This window comes from Sphingomonas telluris (genome assembly GCF_022568775.1).
GTDB classification, from domain to species: Bacteria; Pseudomonadota; Alphaproteobacteria; order Sphingomonadales; family Sphingomonadaceae; genus Sphingomicrobium; species Sphingomicrobium telluris.
In genome coordinates, this window is record NZ_JAKZHW010000002.1 from 839,891 (window position 1) to 860,677 (window position 20,787).

Below are 20,787 nucleotides of genomic sequence, written 5' to 3' on the forward strand. Positions count from 1 at the left end.
AGTTCGGTCGAACTATCCTCAGGACGTGCGCCAAGACGCTCAATTGTGCGATGATCCACAAACGATCATGTTCTGATCATCTTCTGATGGGGTGCCATTCGGAAAACCCGCGGGCTTGAAACGCGCGATTTAGTCGTCGAGCCCTGGAGTTAAACGGGGCGGCTGGTGCCGGATGCAGGATTCGAACCCGCGACCTTCGGTTTACAAAACCGCTGCTCTACCAACTGAGCTAATCCGGCATGCCCGCGCCTTTGCCTGACAAGGCCTTGTCCGTCCAGACGCTCGACGATGCCCCGGGCAAGTTCTAGCAGCGCCGGAATGTTCCGCGTTCCAACCTTGCTGCAGCTTGCTTGGGCCGGTCCCGCGCTCTGCCTCGCAAGCTGCAATCCGGCGCAGCCCTCGACCGACAGGGTCTTCGTCTCCAACGAGGAATCTAATCTTGTTTCGGTCGTCGATGGCGCGACCGGCAAGGTTGGAGGGCGACTTGCGACCGGAGCGCGGCCGCGGGGCATGGTGCTGTCGCGAGACGGTCGAACCCTCTTCGTCGCCGCAAGCAACGCAAACCGCATCGAGGCTTGGGACACGCGCACGCTGAGGCGGACGCACATCTACGATTCCGGGCCGGACCCAGAACGCTTCGCGATCACACCCGACGACAAGACGCTGGTGATCGCCAACGAAAATGACAGCGCAGTCTCTTTCCTCGACCTGACGACGGGTAAGATTGAGCGGGAGGTGAAGGTCGGGCCCGAGCCGGAGGGCATCGAGGTCAGCCCGGACGGCAAGCTGGTCATCGCAACGTCGGAGCTTGCGAGCCTCACCCACTTCATCGACAGGGCTTCCGGCAAGCTGCTCGACAGCGTTCTCGTCGGAACCCGTCCGCGCTTTGTCCTCTTCCTCGACGGCGGGAAGCGAGCATGGGTCTCGTCGGAGCAGCGCGGAACGATAAGCGTCTTTGACACGGCGACGCACAAGATCGTTCACACGATCGACCTCGTCGAAAGCTTCGACATCGCCGAACCGGTCCAGGCCGTGGAGATGGCCGCGACCAAGGACCAGCGCCGGGTGTTCGTCGCCATGGGCCGGGCCAATCGCGTTGCCGAGATCGACCCTGCGACCTTCAAGGTCGTGCGCTCGTTTCCCACCGGGTTCCGGACATGGGGGATCGGCCTCTCGCCCGACGAGAAACGGCTTTATGCGGCCAGCGGTCTCGACGGTACGCTCACCATCATCGATCTCGAGCGAAACCGCGTAGCCCGAAAAGTGGAGCTCGGCGGCAAGCCCTGGGGCGCAATCGCGGTCGCGCGATGAAGGCGGTCGCTGCCATTGCGCTCCTGCTCCTTCTCGGCTCGTGCGGACTGGGCCAGCGCGAGATCACGGCCTGCGCGGATCCGAACAACATGCCTTTCTCCAACGAGGCAGGGCAGGGGCTGGAGAACAAGCTTTCAGAGATGATCGCGACGGACCTCGGCGCGAAGCTCAACTATGTCTGGTGGGCGCAGCGGCGCGGCTATGTGCGCAACACGCTGAACGAACGGAAGTGCGACTTCTGGCCAGGCGTCGCGAGCGGGTTGGAAATGCTGGCGACGAGCCGGCCTTATTACCGCTCGACCTATGTCTTCGTGACCCGGGAACGCGACAGTCTCGGCGGGCTCACTCTCGACGACCCGCGCCTCCGAAAGCTCAAGATCGGTGTCCAGCTCGTCGGGGACGATGCGAACAACACGCCTCCCGCGCACGCGCTCTCGGCCCGCGGGATGGTCGATAACGTTCACGGCTACATGCTTTACGGCGATTACGGTCGTCCCAATCCGCCCGCTGCCATTCTCGACGCTGTCGAGCGCGGGGACGTGGACGTGGCGCTCGTGTGGGGGCCGCTCGCTGGCTACTTCGCACCGCAGTCCACGATCCCGCTTCGACTGGAGCCGGTAACGCCATGGTTCGCGGATCAGCAGTGGCCGATGCAGTTCGACATTTCGGTGGGGGTCCGGAAGGACGACCAGAAGCTCCTCAAGGAGATCGATCGCATTCTCATTCGGCGATCGGCTGATGTCCGCAAATTGGTGGAGACTTACCGCGTGCCGATCGCGGCTCAGTAGTCGACCGTGACGTTGAACGTTCCAACATAGGTTCCATCGAGCGTCGACGGACTGAGGACGATCGATCCTCCAAGATCGAAGTCCACGCCCTTGTTACCTGAATTGTTGAGCGTCACCGTGCGCGGATTGTCGACCGTCAGGGTTAGCGTCTTCGCGGCGTTGGACTGGTTGACGAGCGTGACATTCGGCGCGGTGATGGTGACGACCTGGTTGTTCGTGCCCGCGACGTTGTACTTTGCGACCTGCCTTGAGCCAGTGCAGACGACGTTCGCGCCGCAGCTGAATACGCCGGCCTTCGTAATGCCGACCGTCGTGGTCGACCAGGAGCCGTTCTGCACGGTGATCGTGCCGAGACCGAGGTCTTGAACGAAGGTCAGGGTCAGCGGCTTGGTGACGGTCAGCTTTACCTGCGCGTTGACGGTCGTCGACGCAGGCGCCGCAGCAGCGGGCACTGCGGACAACGTCAGCAGGAGCAAGACCAGACAACGAAAGAGCAACGCCCCAAACCCATCCCAGCCGTGGTTAGGGGCCGATTAACCGTGAACTCCTGCCATCGCGTTAACAGCCGGCGGCACGAATCCCGGACAAAAGCTTGGAATTGAACGCCATACCGACCGAAAGCCAATCGCTCCGCGGCGATTCAGTGAAGCTTGAGCTTTGGCCTGACGACAGTGTTCACGCGACCGATCATGATCAGGATCGTGCCCTTCACCCAGCCGTGGATCGCAAGCAGATGCATGCGGTACAGCGACTTGTAGACGAAGCGCGCGATCCGGCCTTCGACGGCGATGCGCCCGCCGATGAGATTGCCCATCAGGCTGCCGACGGTCGAAAAGCGGGATAGCGAAACGAGCGACCCGTGATCGTAATAGCGGAACGGCGCCGGCGCTTGCCCGCGCATGATCCTGATCAGGTTGCGGTAGGTCGCCGATGCCATCTGGTGCGCGGCCTGGGCGCGGGGCGGCACCGCTTGTCCCTCGCCCAGCGCGCAGAAGCAGCAATCGCCGATCGCGAAGACCCGGTCGTCCAGCGTCGTTTGCAGCGTCGGTCGTACCACAAGTTGGGATCGGCCGTTCGTTTCGAGACCGTCTAGCGAAGCCAGCAAATCGGGTGCTTTCACGCCCGCCGCCCAGACCTGGAGGTGACCCGGAATGACCTCGCCCTCGTCGGTGACCATTTCATGCGCACGTGCCTCGATGATGCGCGTGGCCGGCCGGACGGCGACGCCCAGCGCCTCCAACTCTTCATGCGCGGCGGCCGCGAGCTTCTCCGGCAATGCTGGCAGGATCCTCGGTCCAGATTCCAGCAAGGTTACCTGGAGCCGCTTTTCATCGAACACTTCAAGCCCGTAGTGCCGCAGCGCCGATGCGCTGTTGTAGAGCTCGGCCGCCAGCTCGATGCCGGTCGCTCCGCCCCCGACCACTGTCACGCAGACATGCTCGTCCGCCTTCTCGTCGGCGCTCATAGTGCGCGAGACGCGCAGGCACTGGTTGAGGAGTCGGTGGCGGAAGGCGTCGGCCTGCTCTCGGTCGTCGAGGAAGAGGCAATTCTCCTGCACGCCGGGGATGTTGAAGTCGTTGGTTACGCCTCCGACCGCGAGAACCAGATAGTCGTAGCGGATAGAGTGGGCTGCCATCAGCTCCGTTCCGTCCACGTCGACCAAAGGCGCGACGACGACCCTGCGCCGCTTTCGATCGAGCGATTGGAGCGAGCCGAGGAAGAAGCGGTAACCCCAGCGGTGGCCGTGACTTCGGTAGCCGACCTCGTCGAGATTGGCGTCGAGCGAGCCCGCCGCGACCTCGTGGAGCAATGGCTTCCAGATGTGGGTAAGGTTGCGTTCGATAAGGACAATGTCGTGGTTCTTGCGTCCGAAGCGCGCCCCGAGCCGGCGGGCGAGCTCAAGGCCGCCGGCGCCGCCACCGACGATCACGATCTGCGTCTTTCGCGCCGTGGTGGTTGGCTGGTCGGCTTGCACGCCGCCTCCGGAGTATGGTTTCCAGTGCCGCTTTCAAGCCGGTGTGAACATTTGTCAGGGACAAGCCAAAGTTCCCGGAACGCTTCCGGAGAAACAGAACGACATCTTCATGTCCTTGAGTGCTCGCCGGATGAGGGTGTGCATCGCCTCGCACTGGCTGCGAGCTGGCTAAGTGCGATAGTTTCGTAAATGCGCGAGTGAGGCCAGCCCAGCTGGACCTGTGCCTTTTTCGCTACCTTGTTGCGCCAGCGGGAGCCGCCAGGATCGACAGGATTCGGCGGAAATACTAGAAAGAGCCATGCTGTGTGATGTTGTTGTCCGCGAGACAACCGAAGCCGATATGCCCGCGATCACAGCAATCTACGCAGAGGCCGTCAACGCGGGCGCGGCATCATTGGAGCTAAAAGCTCCCGACTTGGCCGAGATGACCCGCCGCTGGCGAGTGCGGGCCTCCAAGGGATACCCGCATATTGTAGCAACCAGCAGCGGCGTCGTCGTTGGCTACGCCGCCGCTCGCCGTCATCGCCCGAGCCCAGCCCATCGCTTCTTAGTCGAGGACAGCGTCTACGTATCTTACCATGCGCACGGCGGTGGTATCGGCCGAGCGCTCCTGGGTGAGCTGATCAAGCTCTGCGAGATATCGAAGTTCAGGCAGATGATCGCTTTGATCGGGGATGGTAATGTGTCGTCGGTCAAACTGCATGAACGCCTCGGCTTTCGACAGGTTGGCCTGATCGAAGGCTCAGCGTTCAAGCATGGACGCTGGTTCGACACGCTCCTGATGCAGCGCGCACTCGGCGAGGGGAATTGCTCACTTCCGCAGCAGAACTGACACCAGCTACGTCATTTAAGTGCACTGAGGAGCGGCAGGGGAGAGCGAGCGTACGCTCTTTCAATGCAACCTGCCTATGCTTGCTAGTCGTATGCTGCTGCGAAGCAGACGGTGCCGGCCGTGCGAGTGTCAGACCGATCTCGGCGAGCCCATAGAAAAACCCCCGACCGAAGCCGGGGGTTCTCCTGATCAGTTTGAAGAAGCCTGGACGACTGGCTTCTCAACTGTGTGGTGCGACCACATGGTCGCTGGTCGCACCACAGACGGCTGATCAAACGCCTTCGTCGCCCTCGTCACCCTCATTGCCCTCATTGCCCTCGTCGCCCTCGTCGCCCTCGTCGTTCTCGTCGCCCTCGTCGTTCTCGTCACCCTCGTTGCCCTCGTCGCCTTCATTGTCCTCATTGCCCTCGTCGCCCTCGTCGCCCTCGTCGCCCTCATTGCCCTCGTCGTTCTCGTCGCCCTCATCGCCCTCGTCATCCTCATCGCCCTCGTCTCCCTCGTCGTCCTCGTCGTCCTCGTCGCCCTCGTCGTTCTCGTCGCCCTCGTCGCCTTCATCGTTCTCGTCGTCCTCATCGCCCTCGTCGTTCTCATCGCCCTCGTCGTTCTCATCACCCTCGTTGCCCTCGTCACCCTCGTTGTCCTCGTCGCCTTCGTCGCCATCATTGTCCTCGTCGCCCTCGTCGCCTTCATCGTTCTCGTCGCCCTCGTCGTCCTCGTCGTTCTCGTCGCCCTCATTACCCTCGTCGTTCTCGTCGTTCTCGTCGTCCTCATCGCCCTCGTCGTTCTCGTCGTTCTCGTCGCCCTCGTCGCCCTCGTCGCCCTCGTCGCCATCTATGCCTTCATCGCCCTCATCGCCCTCGTCGTTCTCATCACCTTCATCGCCCTCGTCGCTCTCGTTGCCCTCATCGCCCTCGTTGTTCTCATCGCCTTCGTTACCCTCGTCGCCCTCATCGTTCTCGTCGTTCTCATCGCCCTCATCATTCTCGTCGTCCTCGTCGCCCTCGTCGCCCTCATCGTCCTCATCGCCCTCGTCGCCCTCATCGTTCTCGTCGTCCTCATCGCCCTCGTCGGCCTCATCGTTCTCGTCGCCTTCGTCGCTTTCGTCGCCCTCGTCGCCCTCGTCACCCTGCGCGCCCTCGTCGCCCTCGTCGCCCTCGTCGCCCTCGTCGTTCTCGTCGCCCTCGTCGTCCTCGTCGCCCTCGTCGTCCTCGTCGCCCTCGTCGTTCTCATCGTTCTCGTCGCCCTCGTCGCCCTCGTCGCCCTCGTCGTTCTCATCGCCCTCGTCGCCATCGACGCCCTCGTCGCCCTCGTCGCCCTCGTCGCCCTCGTCATCCTCGTCGTTTTCGTCGGCCTCGTTGCCCTCGTCGTTTTCGTTACCCTCGTCGCCCTCGTCGTTCTCGTTGCCTTCGTTGCCTTCGTTGCCCTCGTCGCCTTCATCGCCTTCGTCGCCGTCGTCCGTGAAGCTGACAGGGGCAAACAGATCGTGCGATCCCAGGCTGCCCAGGATCGCTTCGACGTCTTCAATTGTCGTGCAAGCCATCACCATTCTCCGATTCTTTGCGCGCCGCGGCGAAGCTGCCGATGACGCGCAGGTTTACGGGTTTGTAGAGAAAGGCCGACCTACGATGGGCCATGCCCCTTTGGCACGAGCAAACAGCTCCCCGAGGGAGCAGCCTACTGTTGGCGATCAGCTCGCGACGCCAGTTGTTGACACCCAGGGGGTCGAACAACGTTTAACGGGTCGTTAACACTTCACGCCCGGGTGGCCCAATACTCCTCTAGGCTGCCGGTTCCAAGTGCCCCAGCAGGAAAATTGCTCGCGCCGGCTTGCCTCGCAATTGCTCCCCCCTGACTGATTCGGTGAGCCGATGGTCGGATCAGCGGCGCTGAAGGTGAAGCCGCGGACTAACTTTGAGGAAAGCGCAACTCCCGCAAAACGTCGTTCAAGGACGACTTTCCCTGAAAGATGCTCCAGATGCAGTCTTGTGAGCACTGGTCTGCGATCTGGAGCGCCAGGTACCGAGCGATGGGATAATTCCAGGCGTATTTATAGGGCGTATCGGATGATGAAAGGGCCGCTTGCAGACCTTCTTTCAGGACTCCGAAATGTCGATGGTTGGCCTTATCCCAGGCCTGGACCAGATGCGTATACTGCGTTCGATGTCTGCGCCCGGCGTGGGACAAGAGCGCGCCTTCACCCAGAAATGCGCAGATTTCACGGATGATTGGCGGAACGAATGTTCCCTGACTTGCTACGATTTGCACCGCATGCGCAAACTCATGCGCAATAGTGAGTTCGTCGATCGGCTTGCTACGATAGCTGTAAACGATCGTCGGATAAGCCCCTGATCCATTGTCCAGCGTCAGCGCTTTGCGAGGCTTATCAGGGTCGTCCACGACAATCTTGGCGGAGTTCTCGAAAGTGTCGTCGACGATTCTTTGCTGCTCGGGCAGGAAATCGCGCATTGCCTCAACGGCTCTTAGCCAAGCGACCTCCGGGTCAATGATCTGATATTCTTCCAACTCGTCGTCGCTGGGTGGTGCAGCGTTCTCTAACGCCATGGCATCGAGAATGCGCCGGCAAGTTACCGGATCAAGCTCGTGCAGGGCGAGCCAGTCCGACAGACTATGCCGGCTGCTTTGCGAGTCAGCGGCACGATTGGGCATCGTCCGAACTGTCCATAACTGGCGTAGCTGCAACCATGGTGGGCCTCGGCAGTAGCCTTCTGAGCGGATGGCGAATTAGGTGAGAAAGATCTCCACCCGTCGCTTCGCCCATGTGGGCTTCACCGCAATACCTCCTAGCGCCGATGCGGATCCTCCAGCGGCGGCACGACTACCAGCCGGCGTCCGAGCGGCAAGGCATCGAGCAGGATGTTCACGCCCTCGGCTTCGTTCCGTCGCTTGTAGGCCACGCCGATCTTCACGAATATATCCTTGCCCGATCCGCCCTCACGCTCCCGAACTGCGAAGACCTCGAAATCGGGTTTGCTTCCTTCAGCCATTCCAAAATACTCCGCTGCTATGATTGTGGATCAGCTTGACGCGTCTCGCGCTCAATCGGGACTTTCGTTCAGATCAGTCGCGGTCATCTTCGCGAACGCCACGTGGATCAGTCAATTAGGGGGCAACCAGCTGCTCCTATCCACCTTGGATAGCAACGACCTTTCCGTCAGCCTTCGCATTGATCTCCATCTCCTTGAGACTGCCGTCGCTCAATACGAAGCTCCGGGTTGGACGGTACGACCTCAGCGCGATGCGAGTGAGCATTATCAGAATGCCTCCGCGCGCAAGGAAGCCGTTGATCTCGTCTTTCAAGTTTTTGGAAAGCGCCTCTCTTAAGCTCGTGTCGGGTTCATCGATGATCAAAACCCTCGGCTTCGTATAGAGCGCCCGGGCCAAGGCGAGCATGTGACGTTCGCTCTTGGAGAACCGACTGCCGAGCGCATCGACGCGCGTATCGTACCCCTCAGGAAAAGAGAGAATCTTTTCATGCACTTGCGCGACGCGCGCCGCATGCACGAGACTTGACCTGTCGAGTTTATCCTCCAGTCCGGCGATGTTTTCTTCTATTGTCCCGGGGACGAAGGAGACATGCTGCGGGACATAGCCAATCGTCCTGGCTGCATCTGTGATCGACAATCGCCCCAATTCGATGGCGCCAATTGAAACCTTGCCGGCGCTGGGCGCGAAGCGGCCGATCAACGTCTCAGCGAACACAGTTTTGCCGGCGGCGGCGCCTCCGACGATCTGAACCGATGAACCCGGTTCGATGTCGATGCTAACGTTGCGCAGAAGCTTGTTCTTAGTGAGAGGACAGCGAACGGTGACCTGTGACAGGCGCAAGGCTGCCATTCCGTCTAGGACTGCAGTCGGGGCTTCCGCTGCGCTCAAGGCCTTGTCGAGGCTTCTCCAATTTTCGCGTGCTTCGCGAATGCTGGGCAGCTGCTTAAGGAAACGCTCCGTCGCATAGGCGATGCGACGGCTCAGGACCATGGCCGCGACCATAGCTCCAACAGTCAATTCACCCTCGATCGTCAGATACGCGGCGGCCGCAAGCGCCAGATATTGGAGCATGAGGACTGTGTGCGACGACAGGGCTGTAAACCATCCTGTGAAGTCCTTGTGTTCGATCGCCGTGTCGCGGGACGAGCGTCGCGCCGATAGCCACCGTTTGTTGAAGGCGGCTGTCATCTGCTGAGACTCGATCAGATGACGCGACACAGACAGCGTGTTCTTTAGGTCGCCTATGCGGTCGCTTGCTTCGCTGTGCCGCTCTTCGCGCGCCTTCGAGAAATGCACCTTGGAGAGATTGATAAGCACCAGAAGCGCAAGACCGGCGACGTCGATCCATCCGATGAATGGGCTGATAATGAACACCACCCCGAGGAAAACCGGAGACCACATGAAATCGAGGATGGCGACCAACGACCCGGAGTGAAAAAACGAGCGCAGCCCATCCGCCTCGTTTAATCCCGCGGCTGGCTTGTTACCGCTTCTCGCGAAGTATGTGTCGCGGGCCGTGGATCTAAAGATGTGCTCCTCGATCCGCTCTTGAAACTGAGCGCCGAACCGGGCCAAAACCCGTCGCCGCGAATAGTCCAGCAGCGCCATGATCGTCAGAATGATGACCAGAATTATGACCAAGGACACCAGGGTGGCTTCAGACTGGGCGGGCAGGACCCGGTCGAAAACGAGGATCATGAAGAGCGGCCCGGCCAGCCTCAGCAGGCCATAGACAAGGCTGATCCCAACAGAAAAGAAGAGGATCGAGCGGAGACTGATCAAAGTGTCTCGCAGCACGGTTGCTCGTACCTTACCGGCCAAATGCACGCTCCACTTACATCAAATACCCCGACGAGTGGGAGTCACTTCTTAACTTGGTTTATGTTGAAAGACACGATTACGCGGTCACCCGCGCGGCCGCTTTTCTTCGATAAATTGGGGTCGACGCCATGATAGAGCCAAGCCGGGAAGATCAGCATTCGCCCGGCTACCGGTTTGTAGGTGACCTTGGTCCAACAATCACGCGGCCGCTTCTTCTTCTCCTCGTACTTGGGCTGATTCATGATCAGAACCGTTCGAGGATCGATGAATTCGATCTTGCCGCCGCTGTCGGACGCCTGGACGTAGTACACACCGCTCCAAAGACTGTTCGGATGAATGTGAGCGCGGTTACCGTTGCCCGGAGGATTGATGATGGACCACATGGAAGTCACTCTAAGGACTTGATGCGAAGCGTAACTCAAATCCTCAGATATGCGTCCCAGTGCGGCATTGACCTCCGTCAGGAGTGGCTCATAGGCTGGGTTCTTGTGCAATCCTGTCGCGCTGTGCCAACTGCCAAGAGCGGCCGTGTTTGACTTGTTGACGGCAACTCCCTGCTCTCGCTCGGCATAGACCAGCTCGAGAAGGGTCTTGTTGAGTTGCTCGCTGTCTTCGATGTCATATTGGAAGATCATCGTCGGGAAATAATTTTTCCGGACGAAGCGATCGGGGTCGGTAACCGCCGATCGTGCCTTGCTTGTCACCTCAGATTCTGAATCGGCTGGCATGAGGCACTCCATGTTTACGCATTTCCAAGCAGGACGACCGGCAAGTCCTTCCGGCAAGCCTGTAGTGATCCAGGTATGTCGTCAAGCGGCTCAGTCGCTGGGTCGAACGACAGGATTACCCTCATTCGTTGTCGCGAGGATCGAGAGATGACACGGGCTGCCGGTAATCGCTCGCTTGGGAAAATTATGCGGTGTTGAGAGGATTGAACGCTTGAATCGCATGAGGACTCAAGACAATTCTAAAGTAATGCGCTTGTTCCACTCTCACCTGAACGTTCGATGAGGAGAGATGTATTGGATTCGAGCCACACGTCGGCCAAGCACGACCCGGTCATCTCATCGAGGCAAAGGAAGATCGGCATGAAGCACGAGCTTGACGTCACCACCTTGCTTCGGAGTAGCGGCAACCGTCGCTCATCGACGATCCAAAAGCCGCTGAACGTCGGCCTGGCCGCATTGATCGGACTGTTCGGCCTTGTCTTCGTCTGGGCTGTAACCTTCAATATATCGGGCGCCATCATCGGCAAGGGCCAGGTTCAAGCATCGACCAACCGCATCGCAGTGCAGCATCCGATCGGCGGCGTGGTTGCGGAGATCCTCGCGAACAACGGCGATCGGGTGAAAAGCGGAAGCGTCCTCGTACGCCTTGAAGATTCATCGCTTCGTTCAGACCTCGCCGCAGTCGAAAGCGAGTTGTTCGAACTCCTCGCGAATGAGGCCCGGTTGGAGGCCGAACTGAACGACCGCAGTACGCTGTCGCTCGACCCGATCTTGCAAGAGGCCGTTGCGAGCAATCCTGGGCTCAGGTCGCTCCTGGACGAGCAACAGCGGCAACTGCAGGCTAGCCGAGGATCATTGTTTACCGAAGTCTCCGTCCTTCAGGAGCAAAGGAAACAGATCGCGGACGAGGCTCGCGGCGTCGAGGCCGCCCTTGCTGCGAAACGGGAAGAGATAGCGCTTCTGAGCAGCGACGTTGCTCGGGCGCAGGAGAGCCTCAAGAGAGGATACACAACAGTCACCGTCCTATCGGGCTTCCAGCGGGAATTGGCCAAGGCGAAGGGCGAAGCCGGCACTCTGGCGGCGAAGCGTGCCGAACTGAATGGAAAGCTGGCCGAACAACGGCTCAAGACGCATGCATCACCCTTGGATCTGAGGATGCTGAGTGCGGACAAACTCAACCTGTCCAAACAGCAGTCGAAGAAACTCATAGAGACCAGAAACGGGCTACTCTACAAGTTGGGCAAGCTGGATGTCAGAGCTCCAGTGAGCGGAATGGTCTTCGATTCCAAGGTGCTTGGCCCCCGATCCGTGATCGAGGCGGCCAAACCGATCATGTACATCGTTCCCGACACTAAGCCGAACCTGGTCGTGGTGCGCGTCGACGCGAGGGACATAGAGCAGGTCCACGTCGGACAGCCTGCTGGGCTTCGATTTACGACGTTCAACAAGCGCTCGACACCGATCATTGACGGCCGTGTGACCGCCGTATCGGCAGACGCCTTCGTCGACGAAAAGACGCAGAAGCCGTACTACTTTGTCGACGTGCGGCTGATCGACAGCGAGATGAAAAAGTTGGGCAAGGTCGAGCTCATACCGGGGATGCCGGTAGAAGCCTTCCTACAGACCGAAGGCCGTACCCCGGCCAGCTATGTCACTAGACCGATAACGGATTTCTTCTCCAGAGCCTTCAGAGACTAAGTGGCGCTTACACGCTCTGGCGAGTTCGATGAATTCGATTGAAAGGGACGCGCTCTAACTTAGTCGGCAAACACGCTCCTGAAGAAGGCAATGCGATTTGGGATCTGCTTTTCGATCCTGTCTCGCTCGGCTGCAGGAAGGCGTTCCGGATGATTGATCAGCGTGTAGGCAAATAGCGCGGATTCGGCGAAATCTTCCTGATCGTCGGTCTTCGCGTAGCGGGTTATGTACGCGTTATCGGCTTTTTTTGCCTCCTGCCATGCCGTTTCCCCGATGTACTTGGCCTGGATCGAGGCGTGAGTGCCTTCATGAAAGAAGGTCTCTTCAAGGTCGTGAGTTCCGATGCGCTTCGTCGCATTGTCGGAGTAGATGACGAAGAAATGACCTTTGTCTTCCGCAAACGAGGTTGTGTCGGCGCCGCCCGTGTGGACCACGACATGCTTGAGATTACGGCGATACAGCGACGGTAACTTCCCGAGCGGCGAGGTGTAGCGCCTCGCATCGTGCTCAGCCGCCTGCCTGCTGCCGAAATCCTTGTCTAGCGCGATGCCCACCTTCGTCCCGTCGGAGAAGTACGCGTTGAACAGGTATGCATCCTGAACAAGTGGTTCGCCCGTTTCTCGTTTGTCGGGCATCTCGAACTTCTGGAAACCAACATATTCCAGACGAGTGAACGCACTCGGATCGGCATCAGTGATAAAGTCGAAATCCGTCCCGACAACGGATGAACCGTAAATGGGGGCCTTGGTTTCTCGGATGGCCGTTTCTTTCTTGAGCGGCCCGCTCGACGTAAGACCCCTCGAGACAGCGAGCACGCCGAGCAGGATGGCCGCAGTGCTTAGGATTACAGCCATAGCGAACCTATTCTTCATCCGGTCACCTATCGTGCACGGCCCTTAACTCACTCGGCGTGCGTCTAGAGCCTATTGGGTGAGTATGGCATGAGTCTTTGGGGCATCCCATCGAATGAAGTAGTCGTGGATCTCCGCGCAGTGGCGTAGGTCGCGGCACTGACGCCGCGGCATTTCTCTCGCACCTGCAATTTGGGCGAAGCAGCCCGGTCGGCGGGCAGAATTCCTGCTAAGTAATTGATTTGATTGTTGCCAGGCTGGTGGAGCTGAGGGGAACCGAACCCCTGACCTCTGCAGTGTAATTGCTCGCCCCCAGGACGGAATCGCAGAAATCCGAGACTTTTCTGCGCCGATCTTAGCTGGAATCGAGCTAAATTCGCGCGTTTGCGATACCAGTGCGATACCAAGGACGTGCCTCCGGCCGCGCCTGCACGTAATGTCCGTTTTCGACCGATTGCAGAGACTACTTGCCCAGCGCTCCAAGCACCGCCTTCAGTGATTCTGGATGGCTCACCAACTCATTGTGCGGGCATGTCACTTCGACCTGTTCGTCGGTCTCCTTCAACGTCCCGCTGGCGCTCGCTGGAGCGACAATGCCGTCCTCCGATGACCAAATCGCAACGGTGCGCATCGATGGCTTTTTTTCGGGCGCAATCTGAACCGGCGGGTGATCGACATCATGGTCGTTCACGGCCTCGTAAGGCTTCCACGCGTTGTTATCGCGTAGTCCATGAGAGAAGGGGGTCCCGAGCGTGATTATCGCTTCAAGACTTTCAGGCCGGCGCTTCGCCGCTTCGCGCGCGTAAAGACCGCCCAAACTCCAGCCAATTAGTACGAGCCTCTCGCCAGTGGCCTCGGCAAGGTGGTCGATGCGATTGATCAGACCTTCGAACTTGCGCCTGCGAGCTCCCACGTTGAAGCCCTGCCCCCAGCCCCAAGTGCGGTGACCCGCAGCGCGAAGTGCACGGCGGAGTGGCAGAGTTGCCGCGTCTGGCGTCAGAAAGCCCGAGATAACGATCACGGCGCGTTTCCTGCCTGGTAAGCGCGTTCTAGGGTAGCGGCGCAATTGGGCTGCGAGGAGCCGCGTGGCGGCCGGCGCCTCTCTCAAGAGCTTCCTCCAGGAGGGTCGGCGAGTATCCAGAGATCCGGTCATAGCTGCGCCCAACCGGTAGGACGCGGAACGGTTCCTACTGATTGTATTGCGTCTTTGGGGAGGAGCTCCCGCCTTCTACCGTGCCTGCAGCTGGAAATAATGGCAGCTTTCCACGCCATTCCAGGCATTAGAGCCATTTGAAGCCACTTCAGCCCTGCAGGCGCTGTCAACGGCGACTATCGTGCGCATCCCGCACGGCGCGGTTCGAGAAGCGGCAGCGATGTTCCCCGCGCTCGCAGAGGCACTGTGGAGAGACTGCATGGTGGACGCCTCGATCCTGGCGCAGTGGGTCGTGAACGTAGGTCGCAGAGACGCGCGGGCCAGGATTGCCCATGTATTGTGCGAGATCGCGACACGTCTTGGCGCGGGCCCAGCCAAAGGCGAGATCATGTTCCCGTTCCCGGTGACCCAGATGCAGTTGGCAGACATCACCGGCCTCACTGCCGTTCACGTGAATCGCACGCTTCAAGGCCTTCGCCGAGAGCGCCTTGCTGACATCAAGCACAATGCCTGCATTTACGACTGGGATGCCTTGGCGGAAGCGGGCGACTTTGATGCTGCCTACCTGCAGACGGATGTAAGCCCGCAGAAGAGACTTCCGTTCGCGCAGGCTAGCTAAGCGGCTCGTGCATCGCTTCCAATTCCTACCGGTATGTCCGCTTTCCACCCAAAGAAGCGCCTCGTCGCTAACCCACGTTCGAGACTCCCGGCTGCGATGGTGCGAAGGGTCGGGCACCATCTCGGGGCTGAATTATGCGGATAGAACTGAACTGCGCGAGCTGTGGCGGCAACCGCTTCTCTCTCGATCAAGGTAACTCTGATCGATCGCTCATCATCTGTGAGGACTGCGGCCACGAAGTAGGGACCCTGGCCGAACTCAAGCAGATGGTTGCGAAAGAGGTGCTAAAGCGTACGAAGGTCATCCACGAGCGTGGTGAATGAGGGGGCCGGGTGAAACTATATCGTATCAACAAGTTGACGAAGCTCGGGGGGCTTGTGCTCAAGAAGAAGCACGTACTCGCGAAATCCGATAGGGAGGCCGTGCAACAGGCTGCCGACAGCCCGGACTGCCCTGTTTGCGAGGTTCTCAAAGACGGCGAACCGGTAGGGTCCATCGTCTGAGTCAGTCGCCGCCGTCTTCACGCTCCTGACGATGGCGGCGCAGCATCTTGTCGGATTCGCCTACAAGGCGCTCGGTCTCGGAAATGCTTTCACGCAGGGCCTCCTGACTTTCCTCCACCTCGCGCGCATGGCGCTCCCGCCGCTCAGCCCGTTCATGCTTGTTCTCGCTCATCGATGGTTCAACGCATCATCCCCACGGCAGTTCACCGGAACGGCTAACGTCTGTTTTCCACCCAAGCTTGCCATAAGCTTCGCGTTTGCTTTCAACCCAAGGCAGACATTAGTCTGACGTTGTCATTCGCCAGGTTGGCAGCACGGTCGCTCGCCATTGACGGCAGCCGGGGTCCCTCTACTCTCGCTAGAAGCGCAGGGGGCTCGCGGATGTTGAGGACTTACGTAGCTGCACTATTGCTGGCAGTCCCGGCCGCTGCAGCGACGCGGCCGTTCACCGCCAAGGACCTGGCTTCGATCGAGCGGGTGTCAGCGCCCAGCATTTCCCCTGACGGCCGCTACGTGGCCTATGCGCTGCGAACTACCGACTGGGATGGCAACAAGGGCGTTAATGCCCTGAATGTCATCGATCTCCAAGGAGACACGACCAAGCCGCTGGCGCTGCTCAGCAACGAGAAGGCTGGACCTGGCGCGAGTTGGTCGAGCGATGGGCGCTGGCTGTATTTCATCTCGGGCAAGTCCGGATCGGCGCAGGTTTGGCGCTCAAGTGCCGATGGCTCAGTCAGGCAACAGTTGACCTCATTCCCGATCGACGTCGCGGCCTTCAAGCTCGCACCCGATGGGCGCACGCTGATTGTTGCCGCGAGCGTGTACCCCGACTGCCCAACGCTAGCCTGCACCAAGGATCGCGCCGATGCTAAAGCGAAGGCAAAAGGCAGCGGTCTCGAGATCAAGACGGAGCCCCGATTTTGGGACTCTTATCTCGACCAGACAGTGCTCAACCTTTTCCGCGTCGACGTCGGCGAACCCGGCGCTCCGGCCGAGGGCACCGCGCTTATCAAGGGCTTCACGGCCGACGTGCCGGCCGACGGCGACAGTGGGGCGATAACTCTCTCGCATGACGGCCGAACGGTCTATTTCGCCAGCCGCGATCCAGCGAGCGATCGCGGCGGCGGCAATTCCTTTTCGAAAATTTATGTTGTCGCCGCCGACGGAAAAACGGCGCCGCGCCTGCTGATCGATCGCGCCGGCACTTCGTTCTCCTCGCCAGCGGTATCTCCGGATGGGCGAAGTCTCGCCTATGTCGCGGTTACCGGACCGCTCTTCAGCTTCGCCCGGACGGCCGTCATGCTGATGGATCTAAGGTCAGGCAAAACGCGCGAAGTCGCGCCCGGCTTCGATGCGGCTCTGGGCGCCATCGCCTGGTCGGCCGACGGCAAGAGCCTGCTGGCGACGGGTCAGGAGCGTGGCCAGGCGCCTCTTTATCGTATCGACCTGGCAAGCAACACGGTCACCAAGTTCAGCGGTGAAGGAGTGGTAAGCGCTTTTGACAGCGCCGGCGAATCAACTGTGTTCATCCGAGACACGCTCGGCTCCCCACAACAATTGTTCGTGCAGCAGGGGGCGGCGGCCCCGCGCCAGCTCACAAATGCCGGCGCTTCCATTCTATCAGTCACGCCTCTCAGCCCGTCCGAGCAGTTCAGCTTCGCCGGTTGGAATGGCGAAACGGTCTACGGCTACATCACGAAGCCGTACGGTTTCGTCGAAGGTCGGAAATATCCGGTCGCCTTCCTGATCCATGGCGGCCCTCAAAGCTCGTTCAGCAATGCTTGGAGTTACCGCTGGAACCCACAAGTGTGGGCCGGCATGGGCTATGCTGTGGTCACTGTCGATTTCCATGGCTCGACCGGCTACGGCGAGAAGTTCGCCCAATCGATCACCGGCCATTGGGGCGACCGTCCGCTAGAAGACTTGCAGAAGGGCTGGGCCCACGCCCTCGCGAATTTTGCCTATTTGGACGGGAGCCGCGCTTGCGCCCTGGGGGGCTCTTACGGCGGCTATATGATCAACTGGATTGCTAGCCAGTGGAGCGACCCCTGGAAGTGCCTGGTTAATCACGCCGGTGTGTTCGATGTACGCTCGCAGGCGTGGGTCATGGATGTGGGCTCCTTCGTGGATGTCCAGTTTGGGTCGACGGGCAACATCGCTGACTGGGAGGGATTTAACCCCGCCGTTTTCTCAAATCGGTGGAAGAAGCCAATGCTGGTTGTGCACGGAGGCAAAGACTTCCGAGTGCCGACCGAGCAGGGCATCGCGGCCTACAACGCTGCGCGGCGCGCAGGCGTGCCCACGGAGCTGTTAGTATTTCCCGACGAAAACCATTGGGTTTTGAAACCTCAGAACTCAGTCCAATGGTATCGGAAGGTGGAGGATTGGATGGACCGCTGGACGGGCAACGTTCCACCAACGGAGGCGAGGCAAGCTTCGTCTGAGACTGCCGACGCGACGCATCGCAACTAGTCGGCTGCTTCGACCCATCCGAATTCACCCTTGCTGATTTCGTCGCGGACGGCGGACCCACGATCAAGGCGGTGGGGCCAGGGATAGCGGTGAACTCGAACGGCCCGGGCCAGACCGCTTCAGTCCAGGTGCGCGAGTTCCGCATCTATACGAAGTAGTCGCCGAGGACTTCGCAACAGTTGGGGTATAAAACATTCAGCTCGAGTTGACGCCAGGAAACCTCTCGCGAGCAGTGTCTGCTTCCCAGTCGAAGCTGCCATCACGCCCCTAGTGGCAGGAATGGGTCGAAAGCGGACATTGGCTAGCTGCCAGCAAGCGCGTCACGCAGCTCGCGAACTTGGCCGTTGAGCTTCGTCAACTGATCCGGGGTGAGGCCTGAGCGCTCCAGCAACGCGTCCGTCAGACAAACCGTCTTCTCATTCAGCGAGCGTCCTTTTGCAGTCAGGCTGACGATCACCTGGCGCTCGTCCTTGGGATTGCGCTCTCGCGTCAAAAGTCCGGCAGCCTCCAGCCTCTTCACCAACGGAGTGATCGTGCTGGATTCCAGGGACAGACGGTCAGCGATTGAAGAGACGGGTAGCCCATCCTGCTCCCATAATGTGCTAAGGACGAGATACTGCGGGTACGTCAGGCCGAGGGGGTCCAGCATCGGCTTGTAGGTGCGGTTCACGGCGATCGACGCCGCGTAGAGCGAAAAGCAAAGTTGGGAGTCGAGGGGGAGCTTGTTCGGCTTCATGATGGTTTCCGGTCACTTATATATTGCGATAAGTATTGTCTTGACAAGAGATTCCGTCGTGTAGTAGCGGACATTTATCGCGATAACTATTATCGTGCCCAAAAGGAGATTAGATGTGACCGACAAGACCGTAAGCATCGTCCTCGTTCATGGTGGTTTCGTCGACGGTTCCGGCTGGCAGGGCGTCCACGAGGTCCTCACCAACAACGGATACGAAGTGATCGTCGCGCAAAATCCGACCCTTTCGCTGGCCGACGATGTGGCCGTCACTCGACGAGCGATTGCTGCCGCAAAGCATCCGGTCGTATTGGTGGGCCACTCCTACGGCGGCGTCGTGATCACCGAGGCCGGAAATGATCCGAAGGTCGCTTCGCTTGCCTACATCGCCGCCTTCGCACCCGATGCAGGTGAATCAGTCGAAACGCTCATCGCCAACCCGCCGCCGGGTGCAGCAGTGCCGCCAATCCTTCCTCCCCAGGACGGCTTCCTCATGCTGGACAAGGCGAAGTTCGCCGGCTCCTTCGCCGCCGACGTTGATCCATCGACTGCCCGGTTCATGGCAGACTCACAGGTTCCCTGGGGCGTCGAAGCGCTTGCCGGCAAGGTGACGGCTCCTGCGTGGAAATCGAAGCCGAGCTTCTATCTCGTGGCGAGCGACGACCACATGATTCCGCCTCCTGCGCAGCGGGCGATGGCGGAACGTGCGGGCGCCCAGGTGACCGAGACGTCCGGCAGCCACGCGATCTACGTGTCGAAACCAGCTGAGATTGCCCGGCTGATCGAGCAGGCCGCTGAGCAGTCGGTCGAAGTTGCCTAAATCGTTGCGGGTGGCTGGCTTCGGCTAGTCACCCGCCTTTCGAAGATCCCTGATGGATGTTCCGTGCTGTCTTGTGGCGCGGCAGGTGCCTGTTCCTCGTCCCAGCGGCACGGACTCAATTGATTTTTGTATCGTGGCGGGGTCGGTTTTGGCCGGCTCCGGTCTTCCTACAACGCGAAGTGGAGAAACGACAATGTACCATACGATCGTGCGCCGCCAGGTACGTAAGATATTTGCCGGCCTCAGCCGGGGCGACTGGGAGTCCGCCTTGGCGGGTATGGCCGAACGGTTCGAGCATATCTTCCCGGGCCAGCATGCGTTGGGCGGGACGAGGCATACCAAGCAAGGACTGCGTGCGTGGTGCGCCTGTATAGCGTACATCCCGAGTTGCGGTTTGCGATAAAGCACATCGCTTCGAGTGGTGCCCCATGGGATACAACAGCAGTCGTCGAGTGGCGTGACTATGCAGTTATGGCTGATGGTGACAGGTCGTACGTCAATGATGGTGTTCACATCATTCGCTTGAAGTGGGGCAAGATCGTAAGCCTGCATCCGTATCTCGATACGCAGAAATATGCGGCGGCGCTCCACAGACTTGCCGGAACCGGATTTGTGGAAGCTGCAGCGTCTCCGATCGAAGATTGATCTCGGCTTGGCGCGGAGCGCGGATAAATCCCCCACGCTTCGCGCCGACTCACTTCTCAACCTGCAATGTCCGCTTTGGGTCGGAAGGTGCCACTACGTAAGCAACCGGGAATGAGTGGACCGCTGAATAGCAACCCAGATTTGCACGACGTGGCTCAAGCAAACTGCTATTTCTCTCGCCTTCGAGCAGCCTTGCAGAGGTTGGTCGCGGTGCCGGTAGCGTTGAGTGTCAACCTGAGCGGGAGGCGGCCATGGTAAAACCTGTGAAGTTCGCGCACGTCGTTTATCAAACGCGACGCTTCGATGAGATGATTGCTTGGTACCGCCACGTCTTCGAAGCGGAGGTGGTTTACCAAAACCCAGCTCTCGCTTTTCTTACGTACGACGACGAACACCATCGCTTCGCGTTCGCCAACCTGGACATCCTGAAGCCCGGGGCAACCTCCCGCGATGATCGCGGTGAGATTGGCGTCAACCACGTCGCCTACACATACCAGAATGCAGGAGAACTGCTCGAGACCTATGCCCGACTAAAACGCGCCGGGATCACCCCATATTGGCCGGTCCATCACGGAACTACGATGTCACTCTACTATGCCGACCCGGACGGAAATCGAATGGAGTTCCAAGTAGACGTCGGAACGGTTGAGGAGGCGACGGCGCTCATGCGAACACCGGCATTCGCGTCCAATCCAGTGGGCGTTGCGTACGATCCGGATGCGCTGCTCGCCCGCTTTGAAGGTGGAGAGCGAGGGGAGAGCTTGCTCGTCATGCCAGCCGGACCGCCCTCGCCGATCCCTGCGGCGCACGGGATGACCTGACCGAGCCGCCC

20 protein-coding genes and 1 tRNA gene are annotated in these 20,787 nt (G+C 59.9%); 9 read left to right on the top strand and 12 right to left on the bottom strand.

The window, feature by feature from the left end; all coding sequences use genetic code 11:
- Positions 1-163 precede the first annotated feature (163 nt).
- Positions 164-239, bottom strand: a tRNA-Thr gene (locus LZ016_RS15190).
- Positions 240-318: 79 nt separating this feature from the next.
- Between LZ016_RS15190 and LZ016_RS15195 the strand changes: the two genes are divergently transcribed.
- Both LZ016_RS15195 and LZ016_RS15200 read left to right on the top strand, forming a co-directional pair.
- The gene (locus LZ016_RS15195; protein WP_241448315.1) at positions 319-1,311 is read left to right on the top strand and encodes a PQQ-dependent catabolism-associated beta-propeller protein; all 993 of its coding nucleotides are present in this window, start codon (positions 319-321) and stop codon (positions 1,309-1,311) included.
- Complete coding sequence (locus tag LZ016_RS15200; RefSeq protein ID WP_241448316.1) at positions 1,308-2,099, top strand: quinoprotein dehydrogenase-associated putative ABC transporter substrate-binding protein; 792 nt, start codon at positions 1,308-1,310, stop codon at positions 2,097-2,099. The genes LZ016_RS15195 and LZ016_RS15200 overlap by 4 nt, the downstream gene beginning before the upstream one ends.
- Here LZ016_RS15200 and LZ016_RS15205 read toward each other — a convergent pair.
- Both LZ016_RS15205 and LZ016_RS15210 read right to left on the bottom strand, forming a co-directional pair.
- Positions 2,093-2,596: a DUF4402 domain-containing protein gene (locus LZ016_RS15205; RefSeq protein ID WP_241448317.1), complete on the bottom strand. Its 504-nt coding sequence runs from the start codon at positions 2,594-2,596 to the stop codon at positions 2,093-2,095. The two genes, LZ016_RS15200 and LZ016_RS15205, sit on opposite strands and share 7 nt — an antisense overlap.
- Before the next feature lie 143 nt (positions 2,597-2,739).
- On the bottom strand, positions 2,740-4,074 hold the full coding sequence (locus tag LZ016_RS15210) for an NAD(P)/FAD-dependent oxidoreductase (RefSeq protein ID WP_241448318.1): 1,335 nt from the start codon (positions 4,072-4,074) through the stop codon (positions 2,740-2,742).
- A gap of 298 nt (positions 4,075-4,372) precedes the next feature.
- On the opposite strand from LZ016_RS15210, the gene LZ016_RS15215 reads away from it, so the two are divergent.
- Positions 4,373-4,906 (top strand): GNAT family N-acetyltransferase, encoded by a 534-nt coding sequence (locus tag LZ016_RS15215; protein WP_277622788.1) that lies wholly within the window; start codon positions 4,373-4,375, stop codon positions 4,904-4,906.
- Positions 4,907-5,177: 271 nt separating this feature from the next.
- Here LZ016_RS15215 and LZ016_RS15220 read toward each other — a convergent pair whose 3' ends face one another.
- The 5 genes from LZ016_RS15220 to LZ016_RS15240 form a co-directional block, all read right to left on the bottom strand.
- Positions 5,178-6,446 (bottom strand): hypothetical protein, encoded by a 1,269-nt coding sequence (locus tag LZ016_RS15220; RefSeq protein WP_241448320.1) that lies wholly within the window; start codon positions 6,444-6,446, stop codon positions 5,178-5,180.
- A gap of 365 nt (positions 6,447-6,811) precedes the next feature.
- On the bottom strand, positions 6,812-7,573 hold the full coding sequence (locus tag LZ016_RS15225; protein ID WP_241448321.1) for a hypothetical protein: 762 nt from the start codon (positions 7,571-7,573) through the stop codon (positions 6,812-6,814).
- Positions 7,574-7,707: 134 nt separating this feature from the next.
- The gene (locus LZ016_RS15230) at positions 7,708-7,911 is read right to left on the bottom strand and encodes a hypothetical protein (protein WP_241448322.1); all 204 of its coding nucleotides are present in this window, start codon (positions 7,909-7,911) and stop codon (positions 7,708-7,710) included.
- Positions 7,912-8,047: 136 nt separating this feature from the next.
- Positions 8,048-9,733, bottom strand: a complete 1,686-nt coding sequence (locus LZ016_RS15235) for an ATP-binding cassette domain-containing protein (RefSeq protein WP_241448323.1) — start codon at positions 9,731-9,733, stop codon at positions 8,048-8,050.
- A gap of 41 nt (positions 9,734-9,774) precedes the next feature.
- Positions 9,775-10,461 (bottom strand): TIGR02466 family protein, encoded by a 687-nt coding sequence (locus LZ016_RS15240; protein ID WP_241448324.1) that lies wholly within the window; start codon positions 10,459-10,461, stop codon positions 9,775-9,777.
- Positions 10,462-10,821: 360 nt separating this feature from the next.
- On the opposite strand from LZ016_RS15240, the gene LZ016_RS15245 reads away from it, so the two are divergent.
- On the top strand, positions 10,822-12,159 hold the full coding sequence (locus LZ016_RS15245) for an HlyD family type I secretion periplasmic adaptor subunit (protein WP_277622789.1): 1,338 nt from the start codon (positions 10,822-10,824) through the stop codon (positions 12,157-12,159).
- A gap of 59 nt (positions 12,160-12,218) precedes the next feature.
- On the opposite strand, the gene LZ016_RS15250 is transcribed toward LZ016_RS15245, so the two are convergent.
- A complete protein-coding gene (locus LZ016_RS15250; protein ID WP_241448326.1) occupies positions 12,219-13,013 on the bottom strand; it encodes a hypothetical protein in 795 nt (264 codons plus the stop codon).
- A 460-nt stretch (positions 13,014-13,473) separates the two neighbouring features.
- On the bottom strand, positions 13,474-14,031 hold the full coding sequence (locus LZ016_RS15255) for an alpha/beta fold hydrolase (RefSeq protein WP_241448327.1): 558 nt from the start codon (positions 14,029-14,031) through the stop codon (positions 13,474-13,476).
- Between the two features lie 313 nt (positions 14,032-14,344).
- Between LZ016_RS15255 and LZ016_RS15260 the strand changes: the two genes are divergently transcribed.
- Positions 14,345-14,782 carry a Crp/Fnr family transcriptional regulator gene (locus tag LZ016_RS15260; protein WP_241448328.1) on the top strand — a complete coding sequence of 146 codons (438 nt, stop codon included), beginning with the start codon at positions 14,345-14,347 and terminating at the stop codon, positions 14,780-14,782.
- 504 nt (positions 14,783-15,286) lie between these two features.
- Here LZ016_RS15260 and LZ016_RS15265 read toward each other — a convergent pair.
- Positions 15,287-15,457, bottom strand: a complete 171-nt coding sequence (locus tag LZ016_RS15265) for a hypothetical protein (protein WP_241448329.1) — start codon at positions 15,455-15,457, stop codon at positions 15,287-15,289.
- A 209-nt stretch (positions 15,458-15,666) separates the two neighbouring features.
- Between LZ016_RS15265 and LZ016_RS15270 the strand changes: the two genes are divergently transcribed.
- Positions 15,667-17,757: a S9 family peptidase gene (locus LZ016_RS15270; protein WP_241448330.1), complete on the top strand. Its 2,091-nt coding sequence runs from the start codon at positions 15,667-15,669 to the stop codon at positions 17,755-17,757.
- A gap of 301 nt (positions 17,758-18,058) precedes the next feature.
- Here LZ016_RS15270 and LZ016_RS15275 read toward each other — a convergent pair whose 3' ends face one another.
- Complete coding sequence (locus LZ016_RS15275; RefSeq protein ID WP_241448331.1) at positions 18,059-18,493, bottom strand: MarR family winged helix-turn-helix transcriptional regulator; 435 nt, start codon at positions 18,491-18,493, stop codon at positions 18,059-18,061.
- Between the two features lie 115 nt (positions 18,494-18,608).
- Here LZ016_RS15275 and LZ016_RS15280 point away from each other — a divergent pair, with 115 nt between their 5' ends.
- From LZ016_RS15280 to LZ016_RS15290, 3 genes are all read left to right on the top strand, one after another.
- The gene (locus tag LZ016_RS15280) at positions 18,609-19,310 is read left to right on the top strand and encodes an alpha/beta fold hydrolase (RefSeq protein ID WP_241448332.1); all 702 of its coding nucleotides are present in this window, start codon (positions 18,609-18,611) and stop codon (positions 19,308-19,310) included.
- 357 nt (positions 19,311-19,667) lie between these two features.
- A complete protein-coding gene (locus tag LZ016_RS15285) occupies positions 19,668-19,955 on the top strand; it encodes a nuclear transport factor 2 family protein (RefSeq protein WP_241448333.1) in 288 nt (95 codons plus the stop codon).
- 251 nt (positions 19,956-20,206) lie between these two features.
- On the top strand, positions 20,207-20,776 hold the full coding sequence (locus tag LZ016_RS15290; RefSeq protein WP_241448334.1) for a VOC family protein: 570 nt from the start codon (positions 20,207-20,209) through the stop codon (positions 20,774-20,776).
- Positions 20,777-20,787: the final 11 nt, after the last annotated feature.